The sequence below is a fragment of the Neobacillus niacini genome, from assembly GCF_023715415.1.
In the GTDB taxonomy this organism is placed as follows: domain Bacteria; phylum Bacillota; class Bacilli; order Bacillales; family Cytobacillaceae; genus Neobacillus; species Neobacillus niacini_C.
Window position 1 is genome coordinate 518,524 of record NZ_JAMBOB010000001.1, and the last position, 26,895, is coordinate 545,418.

Consider the following 26,895-nt stretch of genomic DNA (forward strand, 5'->3'; position numbering starts at 1 on the left):
TCCTTGAATTTATTGTTTCGTTTCAACAGGTCCTGTCCAATCCTTCATTCCAGGAACCACATTTTTTACGTAATTAATGCCTTTATCTGTTAGTTTTTGAGCTGCTAAGTCACTTCGGTTTCCTGTTCTGCATATTACATGTAGATTTTCAGCGTTTTGTATTTCCTCAAACCGATGCTCCAATTCCCCAAGAGGTATATTTATGGAACCAGGAATATGACCAAAAGCATATTCAGCTGGTTCTCTAACATCAAGAACAGTAATTTTCTCATTTCCATCTAAATTTTTTAGAAGATCATCTAAACTAACCACATCAGGGTGTTTTGTTTCTGTTTTTTCTTCTTCTGCACTAGCTTTACGAAGATAATGTTTTAAAATATTGCTATCCTCTACTGTACCTAAATATTGGTTGCCTGTGCTTTGTGCCCAAGCTTTTAAATCAGCAGTTGATCCTTTGTCTGTCGCTTGTATTTCTATTACTTGCCCTGGTTCAAGGCTAGTCATTTCTTTTTTAGTTTTAACAATAGGCATCGGACATGCTAAACCTTTAGCATCCAACACCTTATTAACAGTAACTTCCATCTATTTCCCTCCTTTCTCGTTTATTATCACCCTTTGTCGTCAATATCCCGCCTGCCATATTTTTTCTTTTTTAATGTCAAATAAAAAAAGCATGACTCCAATGATTGAGTCATGCTTTTGATTTATTTCTTTTTAATCCAGAATTTAATAAGTTTTTCTTCTTGTTCTGTCTTTAAAAGGGTATGTCCTGCATTACTTGACCATGCTGGAAGGTCATTTAAAGCGCCACGGTCTGTTACATGTAGCTCTATGACTTGTCCACTTTCCAATGAATCAATGCCTTTTTTTAATTTTATGACCGGCATTGGACATGTTAAACCACTAACATCTACTACAGAATCTACATTTATTTCATTTTCTTTTACTAACTCTGTCTCACCAAGGTCGTTTGTTTTTGTTTCAACATTTTTATTTATATTGCTTCCATATACGGACGAATAAGTTTTCCAGCCACCATCAACATTTTTCACTTGATAACCGTTATTTTTTAGAATCCGGCTTGCTAAATATCCTCTTAATCCTACCTGACAGCTTACATAAACGGTCTTATCTTTTGGGATTTCATCTAATTTTGTTCTTAGGTCGTTTAGAGGGAAATTAATGGAGCCTTCAATAAAACCAAATTCACGTTCCATTGGTTCACGAACATCGATTAGAATTCCGCCCTCTGATACGATTTGATCAACCTGGTGCCATTGAATATGGTCTAATTCCCCCTCCATAATATTCGTTGCCACATAGCCTGCCATATTAACGGGATCTTTTGCAGAAGAAAATGGTGGTGCATAAGATAATTCTAAATTCGTTAAATCTTCTACTGTTAAACCACCCTTAATCGCTGTAGCAATTACGTCCATTCGCTTGTCAGCACCATCTGCCCCTACTGCCTGAGCACCGAAGATTTTTCCCGTTTCCTTATCAAAAATTAATTTTAGGGCAATTGGTGCCGCGCCTGGATAATATCCCGCATGAGAACTTGGATGAATATGAACAACCTCGTAGTTAACACCTAAACGCTTTAATGTTTTCTCATTGTTTCCAGTTGCCGCTACCGTTAAGTCAAACACCTTTGCAATCGAGGTACCTAATGTCCCCTGGTACTTCTCATATTTGCCCATCATATTATTTGCAGCAATACGCCCTTGTCGGTTTGCAGGACCAGCTAATGGAATCATCGCCTTGGTACCACTAATATAATCAATAACTTCTACTGCGTCCCCAACAGCATAGATATCTTCATTAGAAGTTTGAAGGAATTCATTAACAACAATACCACCACGCTCTCCTAATTCCAGTCCTGCTGTTTTTGCTAATTCATTTTCTGGTCTAACACCAATTGATAGTATGGTCATATCTGTTTGGATTTCCGTTCCATCTGATAGGATTACTTTCTTACCATGTTCCGCAAATGATTGGACTCCATTTTCTAATATCAGCTGAACACCTTTCTCTTTTAAATGAGTGTGTAAAATACTCGCCATTTCAAAATCAATTGGTGCCATTATTTGATTGGCCATTTCAATAAGTGTCACTTGGATTCCTCGATCAACGAGGTTCTCGGCCATCTCAATTCCAATAAATCCACCACCGACAACAACAGCCCTTTTTGGATTATTGTTATCTACATGGTTTTTGATTTTATCCGTATCAGGAATATTTCTTAACGTAAATAAATTTGTATTTTCACTTAATCCAGGAATAGGAGGAACGATTGGTCTTGCTCCAGGAGATAACAATAATTTGTCATAAGCTTCTTCATAAACTTCCCCAGATTGTAGATTCTTTATCATAACACTTTTCTTTCCAGGATTTATGCTCATTACTTCACTTAAGTTTCGAATATCTAGTTTAAATCGTTCCGACATTCCTTTAACTGTTTGTACTAATAGTTTGCTTCTGTCTTTAATTGTTTCACCGATATAATAAGGTAAACCGCAGTTTGCAAATGAAATATGTTCTCCACGTTCTACAAGAACAATCTCTACGTCTTCACTTATTCTTCTTAGTCTTGCTGCAGCTGTCGCTCCACCAGCAACCCCACCAACAATGATAATTTTCTTAGTCATAATAACATCTCCTCCAAATTGAGTATCTTTGTATATAAACTATATTTATTTTTAAATTCAACCTTAAGATATACCCCACTAGGTTTATACCTATATGGGTATTATAAACCACAAAAAAATATTGTAAATACTCTTTTTAACTTGTTCACAATTCCTTCATAATTACTGTGAAGTCCATTAAAAAACCTAGTATTCTATGGGTCTGCCCTCAATAGATATGAGAATTTATATTATATAAGTAAGAAATATGAACCAAATAATAAGGCAATAACAATTATAAATACACTAAGAGTAATAATATATTTTTTTGATGCTGTATATGTTTGGTTATTAATCGTATTGATTTTTATTAGATAAACAACGGTTGCCATAATGATTGTACTGATTCCGATACCAACTGAAGCAATTCCTATCATATTTGCAAGTAAATCTCCAACAGGAGAAAGACTTTCTTTCATATTAAAATGTAAATTCGTAACTAAGAAACCCACTCCAATGATTGCAATAGCAGTCCTAATCCAAGCTAAAAACGTTCTTTCATTTGCTAAATGCTGCTGAATATACTTCGAATCGAGTGTTGGTATGTTGTCTCTCTCTTTTTCTATTTCTTTTCCGATACTCATTGCTTCCTCCTCCTTAATTTTGCTTTCCTTTTTAATTTATACCCTTATATACTCTTTATACCTCAAAAGAGACGATATCCTGATTTCCTAGGAACCTAATGGCTTTTTTTAAAATTGAGGATATTGAACAAATGCACCCGTTTATTGAATAAAAAAAGCGATCCTTTTTAAGAATCGCGTCCGATTGTCGTAGAACGAAAATGTATAATATTAATTCAACTACTCATTTCTATTTCAAATTAAAAGCATACTGAAGATTATTGAGTAATCCCTAAATTCTACCAATATACTTTGGATCCCTAATAATTCCAGGTTGCCCTGGGACCCAATTAGCCGGGACACCTTCTCCAGTGCTTCTACTATATTGTATTCCTTGAATTACCCTTATAATTTCGTAAACATTTCGACCAACTTCTAAAGGGTTTAGAAATTTTGTAACAATAGTTCCTTCTGTATCTATAATGATGGTTGCCCTGAATGCAGCTCCCGTTTTCTCGTTTAATACTCTGAATGCTTTACTAATTTTATGTGTTCGGTCGCTTAAAAGTGGAAACGTCACTTTTGACGCAGAGGGAGAAACCTCAGTAAAAATTTTATGAGAATATACACTGTCTGTACTTATTGCAAGGACTTCTGTATTCAGAAACTTCAGTTGATCATAAATAGCAGCGACCGCTGCCAACTCTGTCGGTCAAACAAAAGTGAAATCACTAGCATAGAAAAATAAGATCACCCATTTTCCACGATAACTTTCCAGACGAATTTCTTTTATTTTCTTTTCTACATTGTCGTAAGCTTCAGCCACAAATAATGGAGCAAAATCCGTTGTTTGAGCACAAAAAGGAAGAACACAGTCTACTAAAATATCGTCCGGTCTTTTAAATTCCATATTTCCACCTCAATTCTTATACCAATTATTTTATGGAAAACACAAATATGTAGTGCAAGTCTAAAAAATTTGTGTTTTAAAAAAGGATTTTGAGAAAGATAAATAAGAAAACTTTAGAGGGGGGGATGTGTGATGGAAAGGAAACTAACAAGATTGCCAAACATTATTATAATGGGCTTTCTTTTTCTTTTTGCCTTTTATAATGTTGAAGCAAGTGCTGAAACTCAACTTCCACAAAATTACGGGGCTAAAGGAGCACTTCAGGATTCATCTATTACTTTAGAAAAAGCTTTAACTTACGCAATTCAAGATGAGCATCTTGCACAAGCTAGATACGATACTATTATTGCAAAATTCGGTTCCATTAGACCTTTTGCACAAATTAAGTCAGCGGAACAAAGACATATTTCAGCACTTCTTTCTTTATTTGAAAAGTACAAAATTAAGGTTCCTGAAGACAATGCAAAACTGTATACAAAAGAACCTGGTTCTTTAAAAGAGGCTTTTCAAAGTGGTGTTGTAGGAGAAGTTGACAACATAGCTATGTATAATAAATTAACATCAATATCTGATATTCCTCAAGATGTTAAAGTTGTAATGAAACAACTTGGTGAGGCTTCCCAAAATCATTTAGTTGCTTTCAAAAGAGGTCTAAGTCAATATCAGTAAAATAAATTGCACCTTATCAAAGATAATTCCCCTTTTTTGGGGATTTTTTTATTTCGAGATAAATGGTGTTTATTCCACTAACTATACAGGTTGTTCACTTTAGTAAAATGTCAGTACTAAAAAAAATATACAAAAAAACTGAAACCCTGATTAATCAAGGTTTCAGCCCTAAAAAATGGAATGACCTGTGAGGGATTCGAACCCACGACCCCTTCCCTGTCAAGGAAGTGCTCTCCCACTGAGCTAACAAGTCGTATTAAGCTACAAATATAATTATAGTAAAAACTCATAAAATGTCAATAGTTTTATTAAGGAACATACGTTCTAAAATAACTTGAATAAAGAACTGACGTTCGGATATAATAATAGTATACAATATCAGAAAGGCGGGATTAACATGGAAGGGCTTTTACTACGTTCTATAGAGGAAAATATTCCATTGGAAATGATTTACCTATCTGGGGACCAGCAGATTTCACAACGGAAATTACTTGTGAAAGAAGTGAATGATGAGTACATTCGGGCTTATTGTCTCTTACGGAAACAGGTTCGGACCTTTCGTAAGGAAAATATATTATCTATCATGCCAAATCCTCACTCTAACAAACGATTCCTACACTAATATATCCCCCAATATAAACTTCACTTTCCACTTGAGCAATTCTAACAATGTTATGATAAAATGCAGTTGTATCAATCGAACATTGGGGGATTTGTCGCATGGAGATACCAAAAGGCACAATTAAAGAACATAGTATTAAAAGTAATGAGCTCGGAGAAGAAATACAGCTTCTAATCTATTTACCAGCAAATTTCTCACCATTATATAAATACTCACTGTTAATCGCCCAAGATGGCAGAGATTATTTTCAACTTGGCAGAATTGGACGATTAGCGGATGAGTATCTTTTTGAGCGGGAAATTGAAAATTTAATCATCATTGGGATACCCTATAAGGATGTGGAGGATCGCCGCAGGAAATATCACCCTGCTGGAGAACAAAACAAACAATACATTCGCTTTTTAGCACATGAATTAGTTCCGTTCCTAGATAACAAATTTCCAACTTATCAGATGGGTTCAACTAGGGCGCTAATCGGGGATTCACTAGGAGCTACCGCATCATTAATGACCGCTCTCCAGTATCCGCACACCTTTGGTAAAGTGTTATTACAATCACCATATGTTGATGACCAGGTAATGGATTCTGTCCAAAAATTTACTGAAACTGAACTTTTAGAAATCTATCACATCATTGGTACGGGGGAAACTGAAGTCAAAACCACTAACGGTAAAACAAGCGACTTTCTTAAATCAAATCGCAAGCTTTCGACTCTTCTTACTAGCAAGTCCATTACATACTTTTATGATGAATTCGAAGGCGACCATACATGGACATATTGGCAGCCTGACTTAAAAAGAGCCTTAAAGATGATGTTTTAGCTAATGATAAGGTTTTCATATTTTTTGAATATTTGCTATAATATCAGGAAGGTCCATGACTGCACCGACAAATCACAGTAAAATTCTTGTTAAATGGAGGTTAGACAAATGAAATTTGGGGTTGTTATTTTTCCATCAAAAAAACTACAGGATTTAGCTAATTCCTATCGAAAGCGTTATGACCCGCATTATTCACTCATCACTCCACACCTAACGTTGAAGAATGCATTTGAAGCAAGGGAAGAGGATGTTGTCCACTTTGCTGATAAATTAAGGCAAATCGCACGCAATACCAATGCGTTTACATTAAAAACAACAAAAATCAGTTCATTTCAGCCAGTAAATAATGTTATTTATTTTAAAGTAGAGCCAACTGAAGAGTTAAATCTATTACATCATGAAATCAATCAAGAATTTAGTGAGCAAAATTTAGAATATGCTTTCGTTCCACATATAACGATTGGTCAGGACCTTTCAAATGATGAGCATTCAGATGTTTATGGCTCATTAAGAATGAAAAGATTCGATCATGAAGAAAGTGTTGACCGCTTCCATTTACTCTATCAGTTAGAAAATGGTTCATGGACGGTTTATGAAACATTTCGCCTAGGAAAGGAATAATCACCTATGAATGCAAAAGTTGTAGAAAATGAAAAAGAACTTGAAGATGCTTTTTCTGTCAGAAGAACTGTCTTTATTGACGAGCAAAATGTCCCTGCCGAAGAAGAAATTGATCAACATGAGGATGAATGCACGCATTTTGTTTCCTACCATGAGGATTCACCAATTGCCGCCGGCAGGTTCCGTGTTGTCGATGGCTACGGAAAGGTAGAACGAATTTGTGTATTAAAAGAAGCTAGAAATACTGGCTCTGGAAAAGCCCTTATGAGAGAAATTGAAGCATATGCACTCAAAAAAAATCTACATAAATTAAAGTTAAATGCTCAAACACACGCTATCCCATTTTACGCTGGTCTCGGTTATGAGGTTGTTTCCGAAGAATTCCTAGACGCTGGAATACCTCATAAAACTATGATTAAAAAAATTTAATTTCAAGCGCTTGCCCTTAAGTGGCAAGTGCTTTTTCATTTCTTTTATCGATATGTGCCCTTTTCGATAGGTACTAGTTTTGCTATGATAGAGTTTGTCGTATTTTTTAAAAAAAGAGGCTAAAAAATGAAAACTGCTATGCATCAAAATCAAAGGATTGTTCTTGACCAAATAGGTAGAGAACAATATCAATTATTATATTTGCAGGGAAAAAACGGTGAATTATCCTGCCCTGTCTGTAATGAAAAGGTACGGTTATTCCTTGGTATACTCGAGCAGCCTTATTTTTATCATATAAAATCTCCTGAACATCCATGCCCGGAACCTGTTATCGAAGAGAAAGAACCCGTAATGGTTGAGCGGAATGGATTTCGTATCCCCCAAGGAAGAACTATTATTGAAACAACTAAAAGTATCGGGTTATTCCGTCCAGCAAAAACAATCGAATGCTCCCTTCCATTTATTAAAACTGAAGGGGTCAACCATATTGAACAAGACGCCTATCTAAGTCAACTGGCAGGACAAGGAGTCATACTTGATAAAAGTCAAGCAGCTGCTGTTGTTGAAACTGAAGGCTCATTAATCGTCCTTGCTGGTGCCGGCAGCGGAAAAACACGTGTACTCACAGCACGTACTGCTTATATGTTAAATGTAAAAAAAATTGACCCGAGCACCATCATGCTCGTCACCTTTACCTCAAAAGCTGCTGGTGAAATGAAAAATCGTCTGACTACGTATCCGCAGATGAACAAGGGACAAATTAATAAATTGGTGACAGGCACCTTCCATAGTATTTTTTATCGTATTCTTGTGTACCATGAGGGGAGTAATTGGTCCGGAGAGCGGCTGTTGAAGAAGGAATGGCAGCGCGATAAGATTTTGAAAGAGGCTGGTAAGGAAATCGATTTATCTGAGAAGGCATTTGCTTATGATTTAGCACTTCAGCAAATTGGCTTTTGGAAGAATTCACTCCTATTTCCTCATGAAGTGAAGCCGCTGACTGATTGGGAGGAAAAAACCGCCTTCCTTTATAAGAAATATGAGGAATATAAAGCACATAAAGGATTATTTGATTTTGACGATATGCTGATTGGCTGCTATCAGCTGCTGAGTACCAATCCTTCGTTGCTTGAACTTTACCAGAATCGTTTTCATTATTTTCTCATTGATGAATTTCAAGATATCAATAAAGTTCAATATGAACTGATTAAGCTGCTTTCAGGCAAGCATAAAAATGTTTGTGCCGTTGGGGACGATGATCAAGCTATCTATTCCTTCCGAGGTAGTGACCCTAGTTATCTATTAGAGTTTGAAAAGGACTTTCCTTATGCAAAATTGGTCTCACTCGAACAAAACTACCGTTCCTCGCATGAAATTGTCTCTGCCTCCAATGAAATGATAATGAAGAATAAGGGTAGAAGATATAAGAAAATGAAAGCACAATTTGAATCTGGTACCTCTCCTGTCCTCTTCTTTCCTTTTGATGAAGAGGAAGAAGCAACGATGATTGTAACCGATATTCAAGAGAAAATTGTGCAAGGAGCAAAACCATCAGATTTTGCGATAGTATATCGTACTAATGCAGGGTCTAGGGCCGTGTTTGAACGACTGGCCAGTTCGAACCTGCCTTTTAAAATAGATTTGGATTCAGAGGCTTTTTATGAACGACGTATTGTAAAGAGCGTTCTTTCCTTTCTAAAAATAAGCTTAGATGAAGATGACAATCAGGCATTAGCTGATATTTTACCTGCTCTTTTTTTAAGTCAGACGGCAATAAAGGATATAAAGGCAGAAAGTATACTTAAGGATTGTACTTATCTAGAGGCGCTTTCCCATTTAAAAACAAAACATGCTTTTCAAGAAAAGAAATTAAAAAAGGCCGTGCAGCTGATTCGTTCGTTGAAATTTGCCTCCCCTTCTAAGTCAATCGAAACCATTGAAAAAGACCTGGGTTTTCTTGACTTTTTGAAAAAACGAGGAACTGAATCGAATCAAGATAAAGGATCTGATGATTTAAAAGATTTAAAGGTTGCAGCAAAATGCTTTTCGAGTATTCAAGCCTTCCTGTCACATACGGAGCATATGTCTGCGATGAACAAGGAAATCAAAAATTTAAGTAAACATTTCCCTGACGCCATTAGTCTAAGTACGATCCATCGGGCAAAAGGATTAGAATACAAACACGTATATATTATTGGAGCGGTCGACGGCAGTCTGCCGCATGATTACGCATTGGATAGCTCGAGAAATGGCGATTTTGCGGCACTAGAAGAGGAAAGAAGACTATTTTATGTTGCGATGACACGAGCGAAACAGGAGCTTCTTATCTCTGTTCCTCAGAATCGAAGAGGCAAAAAGGCTAACTCTACGCGGTTCCTAACACCTTTAATGAAAAAAAGGAAAAAATAATGAAAAGACCTGTTTCCATCATGGAAAGAGGTCTTCTTTCGTTATTTCTTATTAATCATCTTTGAAATGGTATTGAAATCAAGCTGTTTTCCATCATTAACGATAGATTGCACAATTTTATCTTCTGTTTCTCTATTTACTGGTTTATTTGCAATTTGCGAAACTCGGCGGATAACATTACGAACGGTCTTTTCATCTTTAAAATTCGCATTTTGTAAGGAATTCGCTAATTCAAGAATATCTTTCATATTAACGCCAGTTTTCTTTTCCACATTTTTAAAGAAACCATTATCCATGGTAAAAATCACGCTCCTTCATAGGCTACTGTTATTGTATGAAGGCGGGATAAAAGTGTGAAAAAAGAATAACTAAAAAGAAAAAGGCTGGCCACCTGATGGCCAACCTTTTCTCGTCAATGCTATTTTTAATAAAAGCTAGCACCAACAATGATTAAAAGAATGAATAATACGACGATTAAAACAAAAGTTGAACCGCCGCCATATCCACCGCCGTAGCCACAGCCGCCATATCCATAGAACATAGAGTGTCACCTCACTTTGTAAGTCTCATTAATAACATATGAGATATGGCATCAAAGTGTACTAGGCGACATGCTACAGACAACCTATGAAATTTTCTTAACCTTTAGGTTTAAAGATTAATGCACCAATAAATCCAAAAATAATTGCCGCTGAGATACCTGAACTGGTAACTTGAAACATGCCAGTTAAAACTCCTATAAGTCCGTGCTTTTCTGCGTCCTGCATTGCACCATGGACTAAGGAATTACCAAAGCTTGTGATAGGTATAGTTGCACCTGCACCGGCAAAATCCACTAATGGCTCATACAGCCCGAATCCATCTAATATGGCACCTGCCACTACTAATAAGCTTAGCGTATGGCCAGGTGTAAGCTTAGCAACGTCAAATAGAAGTTGTCCAATCACACAAATTAATCCCCCAACCACAAATGCCCAAAAAAACATTGCTAACATCAGAATTACCTTCCCTCTTCATTCATTTCAATGGCCACCGCATGTGCAATACATGGTATCGATTCTTTTTGTTGAAAACTAAGTGGTGACAAAAGCGCCCCAGTTGCAACCACTAATATCCGCTTATACCTTCCTTGCTGCATCTGGTTTAGTAAATGACCATATAAAACAACAGCTGAACAACCAGCACCGCTTGCCCCAGCTTGAACCGGCTGATCATCCTTATAAAGTAATAGACCACAATCCTGAAATTGCTTCCGTTCTAATTTAAGACCACTCTTGCCTAGTAATTCAAAGGCAGTATCATGTCCAATTCTGCCCAAGTCACCTGTAATAATTAAATCATAGTAAGAGGGGTCTAGTTCCATATCACGAAAATGAGCCATGATGGTATCTGCCGCCGCTGGCGCCATAGCTCCTCCCATATTAAAAGGATCAGACAATCCCATATCAATTACCTTTCCAATTGTTGCTGAGGTGATGACAGGCAGCTTTTTCCCAGGGTTATTTTGTGTAATCAGGCCAACCCCTGCACCTGTAACTGTCCATTGTGCCGTAGGAGGCTTCTGTCCTCCATACTCAGTTGGATAACGAAACTGTTTTTCAGTAGCAGCATTATGGCTTGAGGCTCCGGTTAACACATTTCTTGCCCCCTGGTAATTGACAACAAAGGATGCTAATGCCAATCCTTCCATTGATGTTGAGCAAGCTCCAAAAAGGCCAAAATAAGGAATTTGCATGGTTCTTGCTGCAAAACTAGTGGGCGTTATTTGATTAATTAAGTCTCCAGCAAATAAAAATTCAACTTGTTCTTTCTCTAATTTTGCTTTTGCTAAAGTGGTTCTAACTGCCTCTTCCAGCATAACTCTTTGTGCTTTTTCATAGGAATCCATCCCCATCCATAAATCCTCATGCAGGATATCAAAGTCATTGGCTAGGTTTCCATTTGCCTCGAAGGGACCGCCGGAAACACCTGTTGCTGCTATCATTGGCCGGTTATTAAAAACCCAAGATTGATGCCCTTTTAACAATTACAAAACCCCCCACATTCCCAACAGCGTTTTAATTAATGCAACAACAAACGCAGAGAACACTCCGAAAAGAATAACGGAGCCAGCAAGCTTGAACATATTCCCGCCAACACCTAACACAAATCCTTCTGTTCGGTGCTCAATTGCGGCAGATATAACAGCATTTCCAAATCCGGTGACAGGCACCGCACTCCCAGCTCCGGCATACTGTCCAAGGCGATCGTAGACACCAAATCCTGTTAGCAGCATAGACAAGAATACCATTGTAGCTACTGTCGGATTGCCGACACTCTGTTCTGTGAAATTAAAAAAGTAAATGTAAAAATAACTAATTGCTTGCCCAACAACACATATTAATCCACCTACCCAAAACGCCTTTATACAATTCTTTAGGACAGGTCGTTTTAGTTCATGCTTTTGCTGGAGCTGCTGATATTTTTGCTGTTGGGGCGTCATATTTTTCTGCTTGCTCGCCATTGATATTCATCCCTTCTTACTTCATATCTGATGTCATTTTAACAATCTCGTTAAAACGTTTTTCAGCCTTCTTATCAGAAAGTTTTCCATTATTCTTCCTCTCAACTAGGCGCACAGCTTCTAAAAATACCTTATAATCACTCGACACTGTAAAGTTTTCCTTAGGATATTTTTTTTCTAGAATTTTATTTAGATCCTTTTCGACTTTTTTCATGTTGAACCGATGCATATGCTTCACTTTATAGACAACAAGCGTATCCTTTTTCCCCTTTACAACTGCAACATCATAAATTTCATCGAAACTTTCTACTTCCTTTTCAATTTTTTCTGCATTGTCCTGGCCCTTATTTTCCTCCGTAACAGTCGGGTTAGGATTGGTCGTTTTTATGAGAGCCAGTTGGCTATCCTTCTCATTTTGCCCCTGACTACAAGAGCTCATTAAAAAAATTGATACAAATAATATTAGCCGAATTATGTAGACCATTTATTTTCCTTCCCTTATCCGAATTATAGAAATATCACTCTCATATAGTTTTTTCGAGAATAACCAAAAATATGACTTGATTCTGGTAACTTTTGTTTTTGGATTCAAGTGACAAAAAAAAACTGCCATTAAATTCTGGCAGTTAACAATTATCTTTGAGTTTTTTTACCGCAGCCGCAGCCTTTTTTCTTAGTAATTTTCTTTGTTTGTGTTGTTTTTGTTGTTTGCGTTTTCTTATTATCAATATTCACCCTTTTTACCACTCCCATATCGTTATTACTACTACTAATAAGATATGTTAGAAATAGATAACTTGTCTCGGGCGTACAACCATTTTAGCTTATTTCGCTTATATCCAAAGCTGAACAACAGCTTCTAAAAATGCCGCCATACCCGCAACAGCAAATACGAGAATAATTGGTACGAATAAGGCAGGTAAAAAGAAGTATCCAGTTACTACTCCTGCTGAAATCCACACCCCCGTACACCAATAACAGCTTAGCAGCTCGCCAATAAATTTTTTAATGGGTGTACTCTTCGGAAGATAATACACCTCTACAGTACCATCTTCATTTTCTTCTGCGATTTCATCAAAAAATGGTTGTCTTAGAAATTCAGTTATTTTGTCAAAAACAATAAGCCTTGTTAATCGGAAGCAGGCTAATCCTAATAATATAAAAGTTAAAAGGTCAATGTTCACTTTTTTCTCTCCTTTTCCATTTAATCAGCCTAATTTTTGTCAAAAAGGCGTTTGTCCGTTACCCAATTGGTCCTGTTTAAATATGTTAGTAATGTAAGATATATATCACGGATAGGAGGAGTAATTAATGGGTTGTGGCAGAAATAGTGACTCACGGAGCAGCAATGGCTGTGTATGTGATGTTGTTCGTGCAATAAAAGATATCCAGGACAATGCTGTATTAGATGATGAATGTGTAGATTGTCCAAGTTGTTTCTTGGAACCACTTGGTTCACTTGTATCGCCAGCAAGAAGAGATCGGGCTGATACTCGTGTGTTTGTATTAAAAAACGCTGATGGTTCACCATTCCACGCATTCTTTAGCGGCGAAGGCAATGCATGTGTATCAATTTTCTTCCGCGTAGAAGATGTTTTTGATAATTGTTGTGCAACGCTTCGTGTTCTGATTCCAGGGCGCAGAGAAGGCGGGAACTTTATCCCAATTAACCTTGTTGCCGGCGGAGACAGATGCTGTATTAACCTTGAGAGAGTTTGTCAGGTTGAACGCTTCCGCGCCAGCAATGACTGTATCACAGTTGACTTAAATTGTTTCTGTGCAATACAATGTATTGCTGACGTAGATCTTGGTCTATGTGACTAATTATTTTGAAATAAAATGAGCCAGTCGATAACTCGGCTGGCTTTTTTTTACTTTTTTTACCTCTTTATGCCAATCATCATGACATCCTTTAAGTTTTTTAATAATATAGTCTCTGTTGTTTGATTTGGAAAGCGAATCGTAACATCCTGATCATTGTATTCAACTAAATATCCTTGTAAATTCTTTTCTTCCGTATAAAAGACGCAAGGAACTGGCGGTAATGCTTTAGGGAAATTTTCTAGGTATTCTAAACGCTCCATAAGGTCCATTTCTCTAAAGCCTTTTACTTTGTTAAATGTACGGGGTTTATCTTGTTTTGGCTGAATACTGTTGCCGTATTTCATTTCTTTTTCTTTTTCTTTAGGTTCTTTAGCCTCTTTAGGTATTTCTGCTTTAGCCAGTGAGACTTCAAAGAATTTTTTCTTGTTAGTTTCCTTGTTGCTTTCCCTGTTGTTTTCCTCCTCTAGCTGTGGTTCTTCAATTGGCAGCTGAACCTCCTGCCTGTTTGTAAAAACTTCCTGCATATTTTTCATAGGTGTATCTAGAAAAGTCTGTGAGACGTAAAGTACCGGCCCACGCTTAGTCTTTTTCTCCATCCAATTCACCTCCATTTACCTAGCCCTACATTCTATATGTATGCAGTTTGCCTATACCCGTTCATGAAAATTAGAACAGAAAAATGCCCGCTAATTACTTAGCGGGCATTACAATTATAAAATGTGGTAACCTGAGTCAACGTGTATATTTTCTCCTGTGATTCCTCTTGAAAGGTCACTGAAAAGGAATAAAGCAGTATCGCCAACTTCTTCAGTTGTTGTTGCTCTTCGTAACGGAGCTCTCTCTTCGACTACTCTTGTAATTTCGTTAAAATCGCCAACACCCTTAGCCGATAATGTTCTAATTGGACCAGCTGAGATTGAATTCACACGAATTCCCTCTTTTCCTAAATCAGCTGCAAGATAGCGAACGCTGGCATCAAGAGATGCTTTCGCTACACCCATAACATTATAATTTGGTAATGCGCGCTCTCCTCCAAGGTAGGTTAAGGTAACAATACTACCGCCATCTGACATTAACCCTCTAGCTTCCTTTGCCACAGCAGTTAAAGAATAGGAGCTGATATTATGTGCTAATAAGAAACCTTCTCTTGTCGTATTCAAATATTCGCCTTTTAGTTCTTCTTTGTTCGCAAAAGCAATACAATGTGCAACTCCATGTATCGTACCTACTGTTTCTTTAATTGAAGCAAAGCATTTAGCCACTTCTTCATCATTCGTTACATCACAAGGAAGAACCAAGGTCCCTTCCGCTTCTAACGATTCCGCTAATTCACGTACATTTCCTTCAAGTCTTTCACCTGCAAAGGTAAAGACCAAACGTGCGCCTGCATTATGCAGTGAACGTGCAATTCCCCATGCAATACTACGTTTATTTGCTACCCCCATTACTACATAGGTTTTTCCAGTTAAAGAAAGATTCATATAGAAAAAGTCCTCCCACTCTATCCATTATATTAGTTATTAGTACTTGGTACTAAGTTTACACTATTTACTAACAAATGAAAAGTATCAGCTTTCTCAAGGTTATTCCCTAGAATTCTAATTCCCTTTTTAGCTCATCCACATACTCCTTTGACCCAGTCACAATCAAACGATCATTTAGGAGCAACTCAGTGTCACCGTGAGGTACAATAGAATCCTTTCCCCGAAATATACGAACAAAGATAACATCACCTGTAAACGGGAACCTTCTTAAAGTCATTCCGTCGTAATACTCATTTTGCATTCTAATTTCATATAGTGAGCTTTCTTGATTGGTTAAAATGTTCATAACACTTGGAGCTTCAATTAATGCACGCAGCAATGTTTTTGTTGACATAAAGGATGAGAAAACTTCAATTTCATTTTCTTTCAGACTTTGCTCAAATTCGGGACTTTCAATTCGAGCAATTACCCTGGATACACCCATTTCTTTAGCCCTTATAGCCAATGTAGCATTTGTCTGATCCTGGCCAGTGGAAATGACGACAATATCCGTTTGAAAAATCTTATTCTTCTCAATTGTCTCCAACGAAAAATCAAAAATCTCAACGATATCAAATAATGAATTAGAAATTAGTTTATCTGATTTTTCCATTCTTGTATGGTATAGCGTTGAATCATATAAGCCTGATTTTAGTTCCCTTGAGACAGGAAGCGTAACTTGGTTTGCACCTAAAAATGCAATCCTTACATTTTGGTTTGCAGCCACTTCTTTTGGGAATAATTTCTTAAAGGCTATTGGCGTAAAAATGGAGGTAATGACCGCAACGAGTATGAGGGTCCCACTCATCTCTGGAGTAATGACCTCCATCCGCTCACCAATTGTCGCCGCTGCAATGACTAACGATAGAGTAGACGTAAGTAAGAAACCCGAAGCAAGAACAGTTTTTGTATCATACCAGATTTTCAATAAATAAACTGGAACAATCTTGGAAAGCAAAAGTCCTACTAGTAAGAGTGGTATTAATAACAAAAGTTTTTTATCCGCAAATAAAGACCAGACATCCAGCCCCACGCCAATCATTACAAAAAAGATTGGGATTAAGAAACCATAACCGAAGGAATCTAATTTATGGATTAGTTCCTGATTTGGGGATAAGAGAGAAACCAATACACCTGCTAGGAAAGCTCCTAGGATATTTTCTGCACCTACAGTTTCTGAGAGTCCAACTAAAACGATGATGAGCATGAATACAGCACGGGTGCCGATTTGTACGGTCCCTTTTGACATTGATTCAAGCAAGGGTCGATTTTTAAAACGTTTGCCAACAAAATACAACAAAATACCAGCAGCAAACAATATGAGTAGAAGCCATGTATTCCCCTGTCCAGGGTCATAAATAGACACAAAAATGGCCAAAAGTATCATGGTCACTAAATCAGCTACCACTGCAACCAACAAAATGATTTGTCCAATGTTTGATTTCATCAGATGTGCTTCTTTTAATGTTGGTACAACGACACCTAGAGAAATAGTTGATATAATTAGTGTCATTAAAAAGGCATTGTCTATAAAACCTGCAAATACAAACAAATAGGATAACCCGAGTGAAAAAATAAATATACCAATAAAGATGATAGATGAAACCATGAACGTGTTCGGTTCTTTTTTACCGCTTGGAAGTGTATTTTTTTTCTTTCCTCCTGTGAAGGCAGTAAAATCAATTTCTAATCCACTTAGAAACATGAGGAAAATAAATCCAAGTGTCGAGAGCGTTGTTAACCACATATCTTCATGAACTACATTTAAGCCGCTTTTTCCAATCACAAGACCCATAATAATTTCTGCAACGACAACGGGAATAAAATTTAATTTTAAACGGTGCAGTAAAAGGGGGGTTACAAACGCAACCGTTACTACCACCAGTAAAGATATTATAGAAGCATGCTGTTCCATAAATGACCTCCTTCATTTCTTTTTATAAAAATTACAAAACAAACAAAAAATAAATATAAGGGGGAATATTCCATGAAAATTGATATCATTGGAGATATACACGGCTGTTTGCCAGAATTGGAAGCATTAACTAAGAAATTGGGCTACCACTGGGTAGACGGAATCCCGTCTCATCCCGAAAACAGACTGTTAGGTTTTGTGGGCGATTTAACGGATCGTGGTCCTTCTTCTCTGAAGGTAGCAGAAATAGTATGGCGTCTTGTTTTAGAACAGAAGAAGGCATTTTACACTCCCGGAAACCACTGTAATAAACTTTATCGTTACTTTCTTGGTAATAAAGTTCAGGAAACCCATGGGCTTGAAACAACTGTCGCAGAATTCAAATCACTTCCACGGAAAGAACAGCAATCCATTAAAAGGAAATTCATTGAACTTTATGAAAAGTCGCCGCTTCACTTAGTATTAGATCAAAATAAGCTAGTAATTGCACACGCTGGGATAAAAGAAGAACTTATCGGTAAATCAAACTCAAAAGTGAAGACGTTTGTCCTTTATGGAGATATTACTGGTGAAAAACACCCTGATGGTTCTCCCATAAGAAGAGATTGGGCTAAGGAGTATGCCGGTAAATCTATAATCGTATACGGTCACACACCCGTAAAAGAACCAAGAATTATCAATAATACCTATAATATTGATACGGGAGCTGTTTTTGGCGGTAAGTTAACTGCACTTCGGTACCCAGAGTTAGAAATAGTTTCTGTAGATTCTACTATGCCATACATAGAAGAAAAATTTAAAGACTTTGCTTAAAAAAGGGGTAATATATCCTAAAACAATCGACATATTTCCTAGGAAATCACCAAAAAACGCAAAAAGGCTGACTTCTTTAGGAGTCAGCCTTTTACTAATTCATTCATATCTAAAGGAAGGCCTGATGTGAAATTCATATCCTGCCCACTAAATGGGTGGGAAAAACGTATCCTTTTACAATGTAGCGCCTGCCGATTAATCAGCGTTTGGTTTCCTCCGTATAGGCCATCTCCCAATAATGGGTATCCTAAAAAAGACATGTGAACCCTAATTTGATGTGTTCGCCCAGTCTTTAGCTGTAATTCAACGTGTGTAAACTCTTTATACCTATTGAGTACTTGATAATGGGTACATGCATATTGCCCATCACTGCGTACCTCTCTTTCAATAATACTTTCTTGCTTTCTTCCAATCGGCTCCTCAATTGAACCTTTCCCAAGTGGAAGGTTTCCCTCAGCAAATGCCTCATATGTTCTATTTACATTACCTTTTTTCTGTTGTTTGCTAAGTAGATGGTGAACATGCCGGTGCTTCGCTATTAAAACAATCCCAGAAGTATCTCTGTCCAAACGGGTAACAATATGAGAGGTAGCTCTTATTCCAATTTCTTCATAGTATCCTACCAAGGCGTTTGCCAGACTGCCTGTGGGATGTTCTCGCGATGGAATGGTACTCATACCTGCAGGTTTGTTTACAACCAATAAATATTGGTCTTCAAAAAGAATCTCCAATGGAATTTTTTCTCCTGCTGCCCCTTCACTTGGGTTTTCAGGTGGAAAAATTACAGTTAGGACTTCTCCTTCTTTTAACATATATCGAACATTTACTTCCATATCATTTACAAGAATTTTCCCGCCATTGAATTTTATATCCGTTAGGGCAACACGTGATATTTCCTCTTCTTTCAGGACTTCTCTAATTATTCTACCTGCTTGCACTTTATTAACTACCCACTGAAGTTGAAAACCTGATTTCATCTGAGTTTCCTCCGAATTAGTCTGAGTCTGATATAAAAGAATCATGGACTCTCTTCCAAAAAGGAAATGGTCGGAAACGGGCAAAGCGAATTTTTTCATCTGGCACCCTAAATTGAATTGATTTTACATCTTTATGAAGTAAAGTAAGATGATCAACCGTTACTTGGAAATCCACCCGATTAACCGGTTTCAGCATACAAGTATGATGGGATGGCAGAATGAGCGGTGATCCAACCGTTCGAAACACGCGGTTATTTATTGAAGCCATCTCTGCAACCTGTAATGCCGATATCGATGGATGGATAATAGCCCCTCCAAGTGCTTTATTATAGGCTGTACTGCCAGATGGTGTGGAGACACATAAACCATCACCTCGAAACCGTTCAAAGTGCTGCCCGCGAATTTCCACATCCATAACCAATGTCCCTTCCACACTTTTGACCGTTGATTCATTTAGTGCGAGATACCTAGATTCTTTACCTGCATGCTGGTAACGAATGATTACTTCAATTAATGGATATTCAACAACCTGATACGGTGTTTTGGCAATTGCGATGACCAGCTTTTCGATTTCATCAGGTGTCCAGTCGGCATAAAACCCAAGATGTCCCGTATGAATCCCAACAAAAGCGGTCTTATCCAAGCGGCTGCTGTATCGGTGAAAAGCATATAGGAGTGTCCCGTCGCCTCCAATTGAGACGACAATATCTGGTTGGTCCTCGTCGTAAATAAGATCAAAGTCAAGTAAATACGTTCTCATCTTGTGCATTAAGATATTCGACTTTTGATCTCCTTTGGATGTAATGGCAAATTTCATCATCGTATACTCCTTATACTAAAATTCACGTAAGCACTATCAGCTTTTCTCTTCTTGTTTAAACTCTTTATTTCTTGTAAAAAACGCTTGGGCTTCTTGGATTTCACCGCGAATCAACGACATTTCTTCATCTAATCGAAATGCTGCTTCTGCAGCTCGCTGCAACCTCATTTGAATATCAGTTGGAAAAATACCTTTATATTTATAACTTAAAGTGTGTTCAATTGTTGCCCAAAAGTTCATCGCCAAGGTTCTTATTTGTATTTCAGCAAGAATCTTTTTTTCTCCATGAATGGTTTGAACAGGATACATAATAACTACATGATAAGAGCGATATCCACTTGTCTTTTTGTGTGAGATATAATCCCGTTCCTCAACAATTTGAAGATCATTCCGATTTCTTAATAAGCTTACAACTAGGTGAATGTCATCCACAAATTGACACATGATTCGCATTCCAGCAATATCCTGCATTTCTTCTTCCAATTTATCTAGGGGAATACCTTTTTGATTTGCTTTATCAAGGATACTGGCAATTGGTTTAACTCTCCCCGTCACAAATTCAATAGGTGAATGGCTGGAATCTAGCTCAAATTGCCCTCTCATCCCTTTTAATTTAATTTTCAGTTCAGACACTGCCTGTTTATATGGAGCTAAAAACTGGTCCCAATGCTTCATCCTTCCACCCCAATGACAACTATATTATGTTTAAAAAATCTCTTCTACTTTCGTGACCATTTCTGCACCATAATTACTATTGCCTCTTATGTTGTTTATTAGTTCAGTTAGTTCCTCATAGAAATTAGTTAATTCCAATTGTGTATCCCGGGAAAGAATCCAAACGGGAATTGATTGTTCCATTACCTTTTTTAACAATGGCCAAATGGGTTCTTTCATGTCGATATATGTATACCCCTCTTGATTTTCCATTAAATAAACAAAAGAAAATTCTTTAGAATCAACAAGAATTTGTTCTGCGGGGCTTAACCCACTAATGGGCTCACTTGCATGTAAATATAATTTACTATCCAAAAAGTTTGCTTTAGTAATGTTTATTCTTTTATTCATCTTTTTTTACCTCCACTATTCACTCCCTTATTTTATCATAATCTATCCATTTCTCCCAAGAATTGCGGTTTAACTTAAAGCTAGGATACAATAAAAATATGTTTGGAAAGGAATGGACCGTAAATGGCAGAGACAATTGAGATTGAATTTAAGAATTTACTAACTAAAGTCGAATATGAAAATCTTCTTAAGACATTTAATGTTGAGGAGAAAGATATTGTCAAGCAATCAAATCATTACTTTGACACACCTGATTTTTCATTAAAAAATTTAGGTTCTGCATTAAGAGTCAGAGAAAAAATGAATGGTTTTGAATTAACATTAAAACAACCTGCTGCTGTTGGACTTTTAGAAACGACACAGCATTTATCCTCAAATGAATTTGAGGCAGCAATTAAACAGCAGATATTTCCTAAGGGAATCGTTCAAGAAAGATTAGAGCAATTAAATATTGCTTTTAACAATATTTTATATTTTGGATTTCTCACAACCAAAAGGGCTGAATTCCCCTACAAAGAGGGTTTACTTGTATTGGATCATAGCTTTTATTTAGAAAAAGAAGACTATGAGATTGAATATGAAGTGGAAGATTTTCAAACGGGGCAGCTTGTTTTCCAAGAACTACTCAAGCAATATGAGATACCCATTCGAAAAACTCAAAATAAGATTGCTCGGTTTTACCAGCAAAAATTATAAGCGGTTTATTTGAGATATGAAATTGGCATTGATAAAATAAGGATACAAACATATTTAAAGGAGTTGTCAACATGAATGAGAAAAAGCCTACTCCATATGAGGCACTTGGCGAAGATACTCTAAATCGCCTTGTGGACACTTTTTATGGTTTAGTTGCACAACATCCTGATCTTGCTCAAATCTTTCCAAATGACTTTTCAGAAATTGCCCGAAAACAAAAGCAATTTTTAACACAATATTTGGGAGGACCACCTTTGTATACGGAGGAGCATGGTCATCCGATGATGCGTGCACGACATTTGCCTTTTCCCATTACTCCTGCTCGTGCAAAAGCATGGCTTTCATGCATGACACAAGCGATGGACAAGACTGGTTTAGAGGGTCCGTTAAGGGATGAATTTTATTCAAGGCTCTATCTTACTGCTCAGCACATGATTAATAAGCCTGATGACAGTGAGATACCGGGTGAAATTTCGTGAGTTATCCTGGGTACACTTCAAAGCCAAACTCCTACAGTTATGACAAGAAGCCGCTTGAAATATATATGTTCATCGATCCTTTATGCCCTGAGTGTTGGGCACTTGAGCCTATCTTAAAAAAATTGCATATTGAATATGGCAGATATTTTTCCTTAAAACATGTTCTAAGTGGTCGTATCACAAATTTAAATGTCAGCAAAAAGAAAAATTTTGAAGTGATTGCGGAGTTATGGGAAAAGACAGCAAGCAGGTCAGGGATGTCCTGTGACGGAAGCCTTTGGTTAGAAAATCCAGTATCTTCCCCGTATATAGCCTCTGTTGCAATAAAAGCAGCTGAGCTGCAAGGAAGACGAGCAGGTATACGGTTTCTACGCAAGCTACAAGAAAAACTTTTTATAGATAAACAAAACATCTCCGACATTGAAGTGTTAACATCCTGTGCTAGAAATGCGGGCTTAGACGTAGAGGAGTTCATATCCGATTTTCATTCTGAAAGTGCAGCTAAAGCATTCCAGTGTGACCTAAAAATCACTACCGAGATGGAGGTACAAGAAATACCGACACTTGTATTTTTTAACGAGAATGCAGAGGATGAAGGCATAAAAATTACTGGGCCCTACCCGTATGAGGTCTATGTCCAAATTCTTGAAGAAATGCTTTCTGAAGAGCCTGAAAAAAATCAGCCCCCTCCTTTAGAGAAATTTCTTGAGTATTTTAAACTAGTGGCTTCTAAAGAAATTGCAGTAGTTTACAATATGTCCATTTCTCAAGTAGAGCGGGAAATGAAACAAATGCTTCTACTTCAAAAGGTGGAACAGCTTCCGGCAAAGTATGGGACATTTTGGCGTTATGTTGAAGATTAGATTTAATCGGCGTGATTTTTTACATGTGAAAAGACCTTGCAGTCAAACTGCAAGGTCTTTTTCTATTTTATACGAACAAAGGGGATGGGAGAAATTTTTCACGGTCAAACAAAGGGGTATATGTTTGTTGTGACTAACTTCACGTATAGAATATATCACGTGATGCATCCACGTGACAATGTGATTGTGTGTTATTTCACATAATTGTCAAAATCATAAATACCTATTTTGGACAATAAACTAGTACTAGGTCAAAACACGAGATTTAAAAAGGTGGAATATAGTATGAAAAGTTTACCTGTTATCCTCATGATTCTCTTTATCTTTTGTGGATTTAGCCTTCATGTCTTAGCGTTGATGAAGGTATTCCCACTATTTATCAGCATACCGCTATTTTTCATAGGTATATTTACTCTTCTTTTTTATTTGAATAATAGAAAAAGATTTAGAGGTTTTTAAAGGGATGGTACATTTTCGTACCAACCCTTTGACTCATTATGATAATAACTGCTCTAATTCATTTAATTTTTCTTCAAATACTTTACATGCATCCTTGATTGGGTCAGCACTGGTCATATCGACTCCAGCTTTCTTAAGAACTTCAATTGGGTAGTCAGAGCTTCCAGAACTTAAGAAATCGATGTAGCGTTTTACAGCAGGCTCACCTTCCTCTAGGATTTGCTTACTTAATGCAGTTGCTGCACTAAAGCCGGTAGCATATTGGTATACATAATAATTGTAATAGAAATGAGGAATTCTAGCCCATTCTAAGCCGATTTCTTCGTCAATCACAATATCCTCATCACCAAAATACTTCTGATTTAATGCGTAATATTCACTCGTAAGTAAATCGGCTGTCAGCGCCTCATTATTTTGAGCCTTTTGGTGAATTAAATGCTCATATTCTGCAAACATGGTTTGACGGAATACAGTACCTCTGAATCCTTCTAAATAATGATTTAATAAATAGATTCTTTTTTGTTCATCATCAATCGTTTTCAATAAATAATCATTTAAAAGTGCTTCATTACAGGTTGAGGCTACTTCAGCAACAAAAATTGAATAGTTTCCATACGGGTATGGTTGATTCTTTCTCGTATAGTAGCTGTGAACGGAATGGCCAAATTCATGCGCTAATGTAAATAAGTTATTCACATTATCCTGCCAATTCATTAGGATATAAGGATTGGTGCCATAAGCTCCAGAAGAATAAGCTCCACTGCGCTTTCCTTTATTCTCGTGCACATCTACCCAGCGGTTTTCAAATCCTTCCTTTAAGATTTGTGAATACTCTTCCCCTAATGGAGCAAGCCCTTTTACAACAAGCTCCTCTGCCTGTTTATATGGAATTTCCATTTTCACATCTTTTACTAAAGGTGTATATAAGTCGTACATATGCAATTCTTCTACACCTAATACTTTTTTCCGAAGTTTAACGTAGCGGTGCAATAAATGTAAATTATCGTTTATGGTGTTAACTAAGTTATCATAAACACTTTCAGGAATATTATTAGCCGAAAGTGCCGCATGCCTTGCAGAATCATATTTTCTGATTCTTGCGTTAAAATTATCCTTTTTTACATTGCCGCTAATCGTACTGGCAAAGGTATTTCGGAAGTTTCCATACGTTTCGTAAACAGCTTTAAAGGCGTCTCGACGAACATCTTGATTTCCACTTTCAAGGAATCGGATGTAGCGTCCATGAGTAATTTCAACTTCTTCACCATTCTCATCTTTAACAGACGGGAATTTTAAATCAGCGTTATTTAGCATCCCGAAGGTATTACTAGATGCATCCATCACTTCACTTGCCTCAGCTAACAAGGCTTCCTGCTCTGCAGACAAAACGTGTGGTCTTTGAAGGTTAATTTCCTCAATGGCATGTTCATAAAGCTTTAATTCAGCTTTCTCCTTTAAAAATCCATTCACCTTACTTTCCTCAAGTGCAAGAATTTCAGGGACAATGAATGCTAATTGACTGCCCGCTTGAGAGTAAAGGTTTTTCATCCTATCATCTAATCCTTGGTAAAAAGAATTGGTCGTGTCCTGGTCATAGCGCATATGTGCATATGTATAAAGCTTACCAATTCTTTCAAGAAGCTTATCTTGAAATTGAAGCGCCTTATAAAGCGTATCTGCACTCTCTCCAAGTTTCCCTTCAAATTCCTTAATCCCAGAAATTTGGTTTTTTACTTCTTGAAACTCTTGCTCCCATTCCTTGTCACTTGAAAAGATATCCTCTAATTTCCATGTATCTTCAACAGGTATATCGTTTCTTGCAGGCAATGCTTTAACTGCAGCTTCATTTGCCATAATTCTTCCTCCATTCGTTTTTTCGAGTTACGAAAAGTTATTTAACCCTTTTTATATTCTCCTTTTTCATACGATTTCCTTTATTATTAATAAGATTTACCCATTATATTATGCCCTAAAGTACTATTTCATTTATGTTTTTGCTAGGATGGTCTTATTTTTTCGAATAAATTCGTTCCTTCTTTCTTCCTTTTCTCGATTTGATGTTGGGATGTAAATCCTATTTTGTAGTTGATACATCGTATCGTTTCGTTTTAGTAGTATTCCAAGTCTCTCAAGTTGAAGAAAATACTCTTTTACCGCTAAAAAAAATGTTTCCTTTGGAATCTGAGGCAAAGTCCTTAACGTAATCTCCTTGGTTTTTATTCTATTGTTAAAATTTCTTTCAACCTCTTTTAGATTAATAAGATCATTGGGAGATAGGTCCTCCAGGGCGTCTAAATACAAATAGGTTTGCCAGACAATTGCAGGTGTTTGGATTAGAAGAGAATGATGAACGGGTAAACCGAATTCTGGTGGAAGCAAATATAGGTTGAGGTTATGACGATAAATCTCGCGAAGAAAACGATTTTGGTCCGGACTAGGATGAAGGGACCAATTCATAGTAAATCTCTCAATTTCGTTTGACCATTTAGAGAAGTTTGAATGAGCTATCCATTTGGGCTTTAATATATCTTCAATTCCAGCATTTTGGATAGAAAAATGGAGGGAATTTGCGATTGTATTCTTTATTGAATAAGGAAGAATTGAAGTGAGGATTTGAAACTGTTTTTCTTCGGGACAATAAGAAGGAAGTATCAACTGTCTGCCCTTTGTCTCTCTTAAAAAGAAATAATGGAAGTTTGACAGTGTGAAAACATTACTCCTTTTTGCTTTTATTTGCTTACTGCCAATAATCCAAAGTGGGATATAGTCCTGTTGATAGTAGGAATCCGTTCGTTTTATAAATATCTCTTCGGTTATGGGCGAACATTGAAATTCCAATGCGTATTTGTTTCCACCATAATGAAACACGATATCTGGGCGCTGCCCGATGATTGAATCAAAATATTCTAATTCTACAGGGATTTGCTGACCTTTAAGCCATTGGTAGAGCTGGAGCTTTCCTTCCATATGATAGATTGTTTCACTTTCATAGATATCCCTGCAAACCGTACCGCTTCGATGAGCAAAATGGTGAATTCGTTGATTTCCTAATTTAAGAGAAACTGCTTCCCCACAGACTGGACAAAAAAATTTCTCCGTGTTCCTAAGAGACAACAGATTCTCCCTTCCATAATTATTACCTAAGCTAAATGTTGTTCCTGATCTCGTTTTAGCATTTAACAAATGAATTTCAGCCTCCTTTTGTTTCTTACATTCGTTGTCCCTTA

Annotated in this window: 31 protein-coding genes and 1 tRNA gene; 11 read left to right on the forward strand and 21 right to left on the reverse strand. The window is 37.0% G+C overall.

What is annotated here, in order from left to right:
* Positions 1-9 precede the first annotated feature (9 nt).
* The 4 genes from M3189_RS02500 to M3189_RS02515 form a co-directional block, all read right to left on the reverse strand.
* On the reverse strand, positions 10-582 hold the full coding sequence (locus tag M3189_RS02500; RefSeq protein ID WP_251631583.1) for a sulfurtransferase TusA family protein: 573 nt from the start codon (positions 580-582) through the stop codon (positions 10-12).
* A 122-nt stretch (positions 583-704) separates the two neighbouring features.
* On the reverse strand, positions 705-2,648 hold the full coding sequence (locus M3189_RS02505) for a CoA-disulfide reductase (RefSeq protein ID WP_251631584.1): 1,944 nt from the start codon (positions 2,646-2,648) through the stop codon (positions 705-707).
* Positions 2,649-2,878: 230 nt separating this feature from the next.
* Positions 2,879-3,271, reverse strand: coding sequence for a YidH family protein (locus tag M3189_RS02510; protein ID WP_251631586.1), 393 nt, complete (start codon positions 3,269-3,271; stop codon positions 2,879-2,881).
* A gap of 271 nt (positions 3,272-3,542) precedes the next feature.
* Complete coding sequence (locus M3189_RS02515; RefSeq protein WP_251631587.1) at positions 3,543-4,160, reverse strand: peroxiredoxin; 618 nt, start codon at positions 4,158-4,160, stop codon at positions 3,543-3,545.
* 132 nt (positions 4,161-4,292) lie between these two features.
* On the opposite strand from M3189_RS02515, the gene M3189_RS02520 reads away from it, so the two are divergent.
* Positions 4,293-4,829, forward strand: coding sequence for a ferritin-like domain-containing protein (locus M3189_RS02520; protein ID WP_251631589.1), 537 nt, complete (start codon positions 4,293-4,295; stop codon positions 4,827-4,829).
* Between the two features lie 181 nt (positions 4,830-5,010).
* Here M3189_RS02520 and M3189_RS02525 read toward each other — a convergent pair.
* Positions 5,011-5,082: transfer RNA gene (locus M3189_RS02525), tRNA-Val, on the reverse strand.
* Positions 5,083-5,226: 144 nt separating this feature from the next.
* On the opposite strand from M3189_RS02525, the gene M3189_RS02530 reads away from it, so the two are divergent.
* The 5 genes from M3189_RS02530 (at position 5,227) to M3189_RS02550 (ending at position 9,731) form a co-directional block, all read left to right on the forward strand.
* A complete protein-coding gene (locus tag M3189_RS02530) occupies positions 5,227-5,451 on the forward strand; it encodes a hypothetical protein (RefSeq protein ID WP_251631591.1) in 225 nt (74 codons plus the stop codon).
* 98 nt (positions 5,452-5,549) lie between these two features.
* Entirely contained in the window at positions 5,550-6,272 is a 723-nt protein-coding gene (locus tag M3189_RS02535; RefSeq protein ID WP_251631599.1) for an alpha/beta hydrolase, read from the forward strand.
* A gap of 108 nt (positions 6,273-6,380) precedes the next feature.
* Positions 6,381-6,893, forward strand: coding sequence for a YjcG family protein (locus tag M3189_RS02540; RefSeq protein ID WP_251631601.1), 513 nt, complete (start codon positions 6,381-6,383; stop codon positions 6,891-6,893).
* A 6-nt stretch (positions 6,894-6,899) separates the two neighbouring features.
* Positions 6,900-7,322: a GNAT family N-acetyltransferase gene (locus tag M3189_RS02545; RefSeq protein ID WP_251631603.1), complete on the forward strand. Its 423-nt coding sequence runs from the start codon at positions 6,900-6,902 to the stop codon at positions 7,320-7,322.
* A 126-nt stretch (positions 7,323-7,448) separates the two neighbouring features.
* The gene (locus M3189_RS02550; protein WP_251631605.1) at positions 7,449-9,731 is read left to right on the forward strand and encodes an ATP-dependent helicase; all 2,283 of its coding nucleotides are present in this window, start codon (positions 7,449-7,451) and stop codon (positions 9,729-9,731) included.
* Positions 9,732-9,772: 41 nt separating this feature from the next.
* Here the strand turns inward: M3189_RS02550 and M3189_RS02555 are convergent, their stop codons facing one another.
* The 7 genes from M3189_RS02555 to M3189_RS02585 all read right to left on the reverse strand — a co-directional run bounded on the left by M3189_RS02555 (position 9,773) and on the right by M3189_RS02585 (position 13,418).
* Entirely contained in the window at positions 9,773-10,027 is a 255-nt protein-coding gene (locus tag M3189_RS02555) for a stage VI sporulation protein F (protein ID WP_251631607.1), read from the reverse strand.
* 128 nt (positions 10,028-10,155) lie between these two features.
* Positions 10,156-10,272, reverse strand: a complete 117-nt coding sequence (locus M3189_RS02560) for a YjcZ family sporulation protein (RefSeq protein ID WP_179158343.1) — start codon at positions 10,270-10,272, stop codon at positions 10,156-10,158.
* A gap of 97 nt (positions 10,273-10,369) precedes the next feature.
* The gene (gene spoVAE, locus M3189_RS02565) at positions 10,370-10,726 is read right to left on the reverse strand and encodes a stage V sporulation protein AE (protein ID WP_251631621.1); all 357 of its coding nucleotides are present in this window, start codon (positions 10,724-10,726) and stop codon (positions 10,370-10,372) included.
* A gap of 5 nt (positions 10,727-10,731) precedes the next feature.
* Positions 10,732-11,757 carry a stage V sporulation protein AD gene (spoVAD, locus tag M3189_RS02570; RefSeq protein WP_251631622.1) on the reverse strand — a complete coding sequence of 342 codons (1,026 nt, stop codon included), beginning with the start codon at positions 11,755-11,757 and terminating at the stop codon, positions 10,732-10,734.
* The gene (gene spoVAC / locus M3189_RS02575) at positions 11,758-12,234 is read right to left on the reverse strand and encodes a stage V sporulation protein AC (protein ID WP_251631625.1); all 477 of its coding nucleotides are present in this window, start codon (positions 12,232-12,234) and stop codon (positions 11,758-11,760) included.
* Positions 12,235-12,250: 16 nt separating this feature from the next.
* On the reverse strand, positions 12,251-12,718 hold the full coding sequence (locus tag M3189_RS02580; protein WP_251631627.1) for a YhcN/YlaJ family sporulation lipoprotein: 468 nt from the start codon (positions 12,716-12,718) through the stop codon (positions 12,251-12,253).
* Between the two features lie 349 nt (positions 12,719-13,067).
* Positions 13,068-13,418, reverse strand: a complete 351-nt coding sequence (locus M3189_RS02585) for a DUF1360 domain-containing protein (protein ID WP_251631629.1) — start codon at positions 13,416-13,418, stop codon at positions 13,068-13,070.
* A gap of 127 nt (positions 13,419-13,545) precedes the next feature.
* Here M3189_RS02585 and M3189_RS02590 point away from each other — a divergent pair, with 127 nt between their 5' ends.
* The gene (locus tag M3189_RS02590; RefSeq protein ID WP_251631630.1) at positions 13,546-14,058 is read left to right on the forward strand and encodes a CotY/CotZ family spore coat protein; all 513 of its coding nucleotides are present in this window, start codon (positions 13,546-13,548) and stop codon (positions 14,056-14,058) included.
* A gap of 56 nt (positions 14,059-14,114) precedes the next feature.
* On the opposite strand, the gene M3189_RS02595 is transcribed toward M3189_RS02590, so the two are convergent.
* From M3189_RS02595 to M3189_RS02605, 3 genes are all read right to left on the reverse strand, one after another.
* Positions 14,115-14,654, reverse strand: coding sequence for a CotO family spore coat protein (locus M3189_RS02595; RefSeq protein WP_251631632.1), 540 nt, complete (start codon positions 14,652-14,654; stop codon positions 14,115-14,117).
* 114 nt (positions 14,655-14,768) lie between these two features.
* A complete protein-coding gene (gene fabI / locus M3189_RS02600; RefSeq protein ID WP_251631634.1) occupies positions 14,769-15,539 on the reverse strand; it encodes an enoyl-ACP reductase FabI in 771 nt (256 codons plus the stop codon).
* 109 nt (positions 15,540-15,648) lie between these two features.
* Positions 15,649-17,496, reverse strand: a complete 1,848-nt coding sequence (locus M3189_RS02605; RefSeq protein WP_251631636.1) for a monovalent cation:proton antiporter family protein — start codon at positions 17,494-17,496, stop codon at positions 15,649-15,651.
* Positions 17,497-17,568: 72 nt separating this feature from the next.
* Here M3189_RS02605 and prpE point away from each other — a divergent pair, with 72 nt between their 5' ends.
* Positions 17,569-18,309, forward strand: a complete 741-nt coding sequence (gene prpE, locus M3189_RS02610; RefSeq protein WP_251631639.1) for a bis(5'-nucleosyl)-tetraphosphatase PrpE — start codon at positions 17,569-17,571, stop codon at positions 18,307-18,309.
* 83 nt (positions 18,310-18,392) lie between these two features.
* Here the strand turns inward: prpE and M3189_RS02615 are convergent, their stop codons facing one another.
* Genes M3189_RS02615 through M3189_RS02630 form a run of 4 tightly spaced genes read right to left on the reverse strand, consistent with a single transcriptional unit; the run spans position 18,393 to position 21,171 of the window.
* Complete coding sequence (locus tag M3189_RS02615; RefSeq protein ID WP_251631641.1) at positions 18,393-19,286, reverse strand: RluA family pseudouridine synthase; 894 nt, start codon at positions 19,284-19,286, stop codon at positions 18,393-18,395.
* A 16-nt stretch (positions 19,287-19,302) separates the two neighbouring features.
* The gene (locus M3189_RS02620) at positions 19,303-20,103 is read right to left on the reverse strand and encodes an NAD kinase (RefSeq protein WP_095249773.1); all 801 of its coding nucleotides are present in this window, start codon (positions 20,101-20,103) and stop codon (positions 19,303-19,305) included.
* A gap of 39 nt (positions 20,104-20,142) precedes the next feature.
* On the reverse strand, positions 20,143-20,781 hold the full coding sequence (locus M3189_RS02625) for a GTP pyrophosphokinase (protein WP_251631642.1): 639 nt from the start codon (positions 20,779-20,781) through the stop codon (positions 20,143-20,145).
* 30 nt (positions 20,782-20,811) lie between these two features.
* Complete coding sequence (locus tag M3189_RS02630; protein WP_251631644.1) at positions 20,812-21,171, reverse strand: hypothetical protein; 360 nt, start codon at positions 21,169-21,171, stop codon at positions 20,812-20,814.
* A gap of 123 nt (positions 21,172-21,294) precedes the next feature.
* On the opposite strand from M3189_RS02630, the gene M3189_RS02635 reads away from it, so the two are divergent.
* The 3 genes from M3189_RS02635 (at position 21,295) to M3189_RS02645 (ending at position 23,209) form a co-directional block, all read left to right on the forward strand.
* A complete protein-coding gene (locus M3189_RS02635; protein WP_251631646.1) occupies positions 21,295-21,867 on the forward strand; it encodes a CYTH domain-containing protein in 573 nt (190 codons plus the stop codon).
* A gap of 71 nt (positions 21,868-21,938) precedes the next feature.
* Complete coding sequence (locus M3189_RS02640) at positions 21,939-22,346, forward strand: globin (protein ID WP_251631648.1); 408 nt, start codon at positions 21,939-21,941, stop codon at positions 22,344-22,346.
* Positions 22,343-23,209 carry a ClpXP adapter SpxH family protein gene (locus tag M3189_RS02645; protein ID WP_251631649.1) on the forward strand — a complete coding sequence of 289 codons (867 nt, stop codon included), beginning with the start codon at positions 22,343-22,345 and terminating at the stop codon, positions 23,207-23,209. Before M3189_RS02640 ends, M3189_RS02645 begins: the two co-directional genes overlap by 4 nt.
* A gap of 495 nt (positions 23,210-23,704) precedes the next feature.
* Here the strand turns inward: M3189_RS02645 and pepF are convergent, their stop codons facing one another.
* Both pepF and M3189_RS02655 read right to left on the reverse strand, forming a co-directional pair.
* Positions 23,705-25,522 carry an oligoendopeptidase F gene (gene pepF, locus M3189_RS02650; protein WP_251631651.1) on the reverse strand — a complete coding sequence of 606 codons (1,818 nt, stop codon included), beginning with the start codon at positions 25,520-25,522 and terminating at the stop codon, positions 23,705-23,707.
* 132 nt (positions 25,523-25,654) lie between these two features.
* Positions 25,655-26,851, reverse strand: coding sequence for a competence protein CoiA (locus M3189_RS02655; protein ID WP_251631653.1), 1,197 nt, complete (start codon positions 26,849-26,851; stop codon positions 25,655-25,657).
* Positions 26,852-26,895 lie beyond the last annotated feature (44 nt).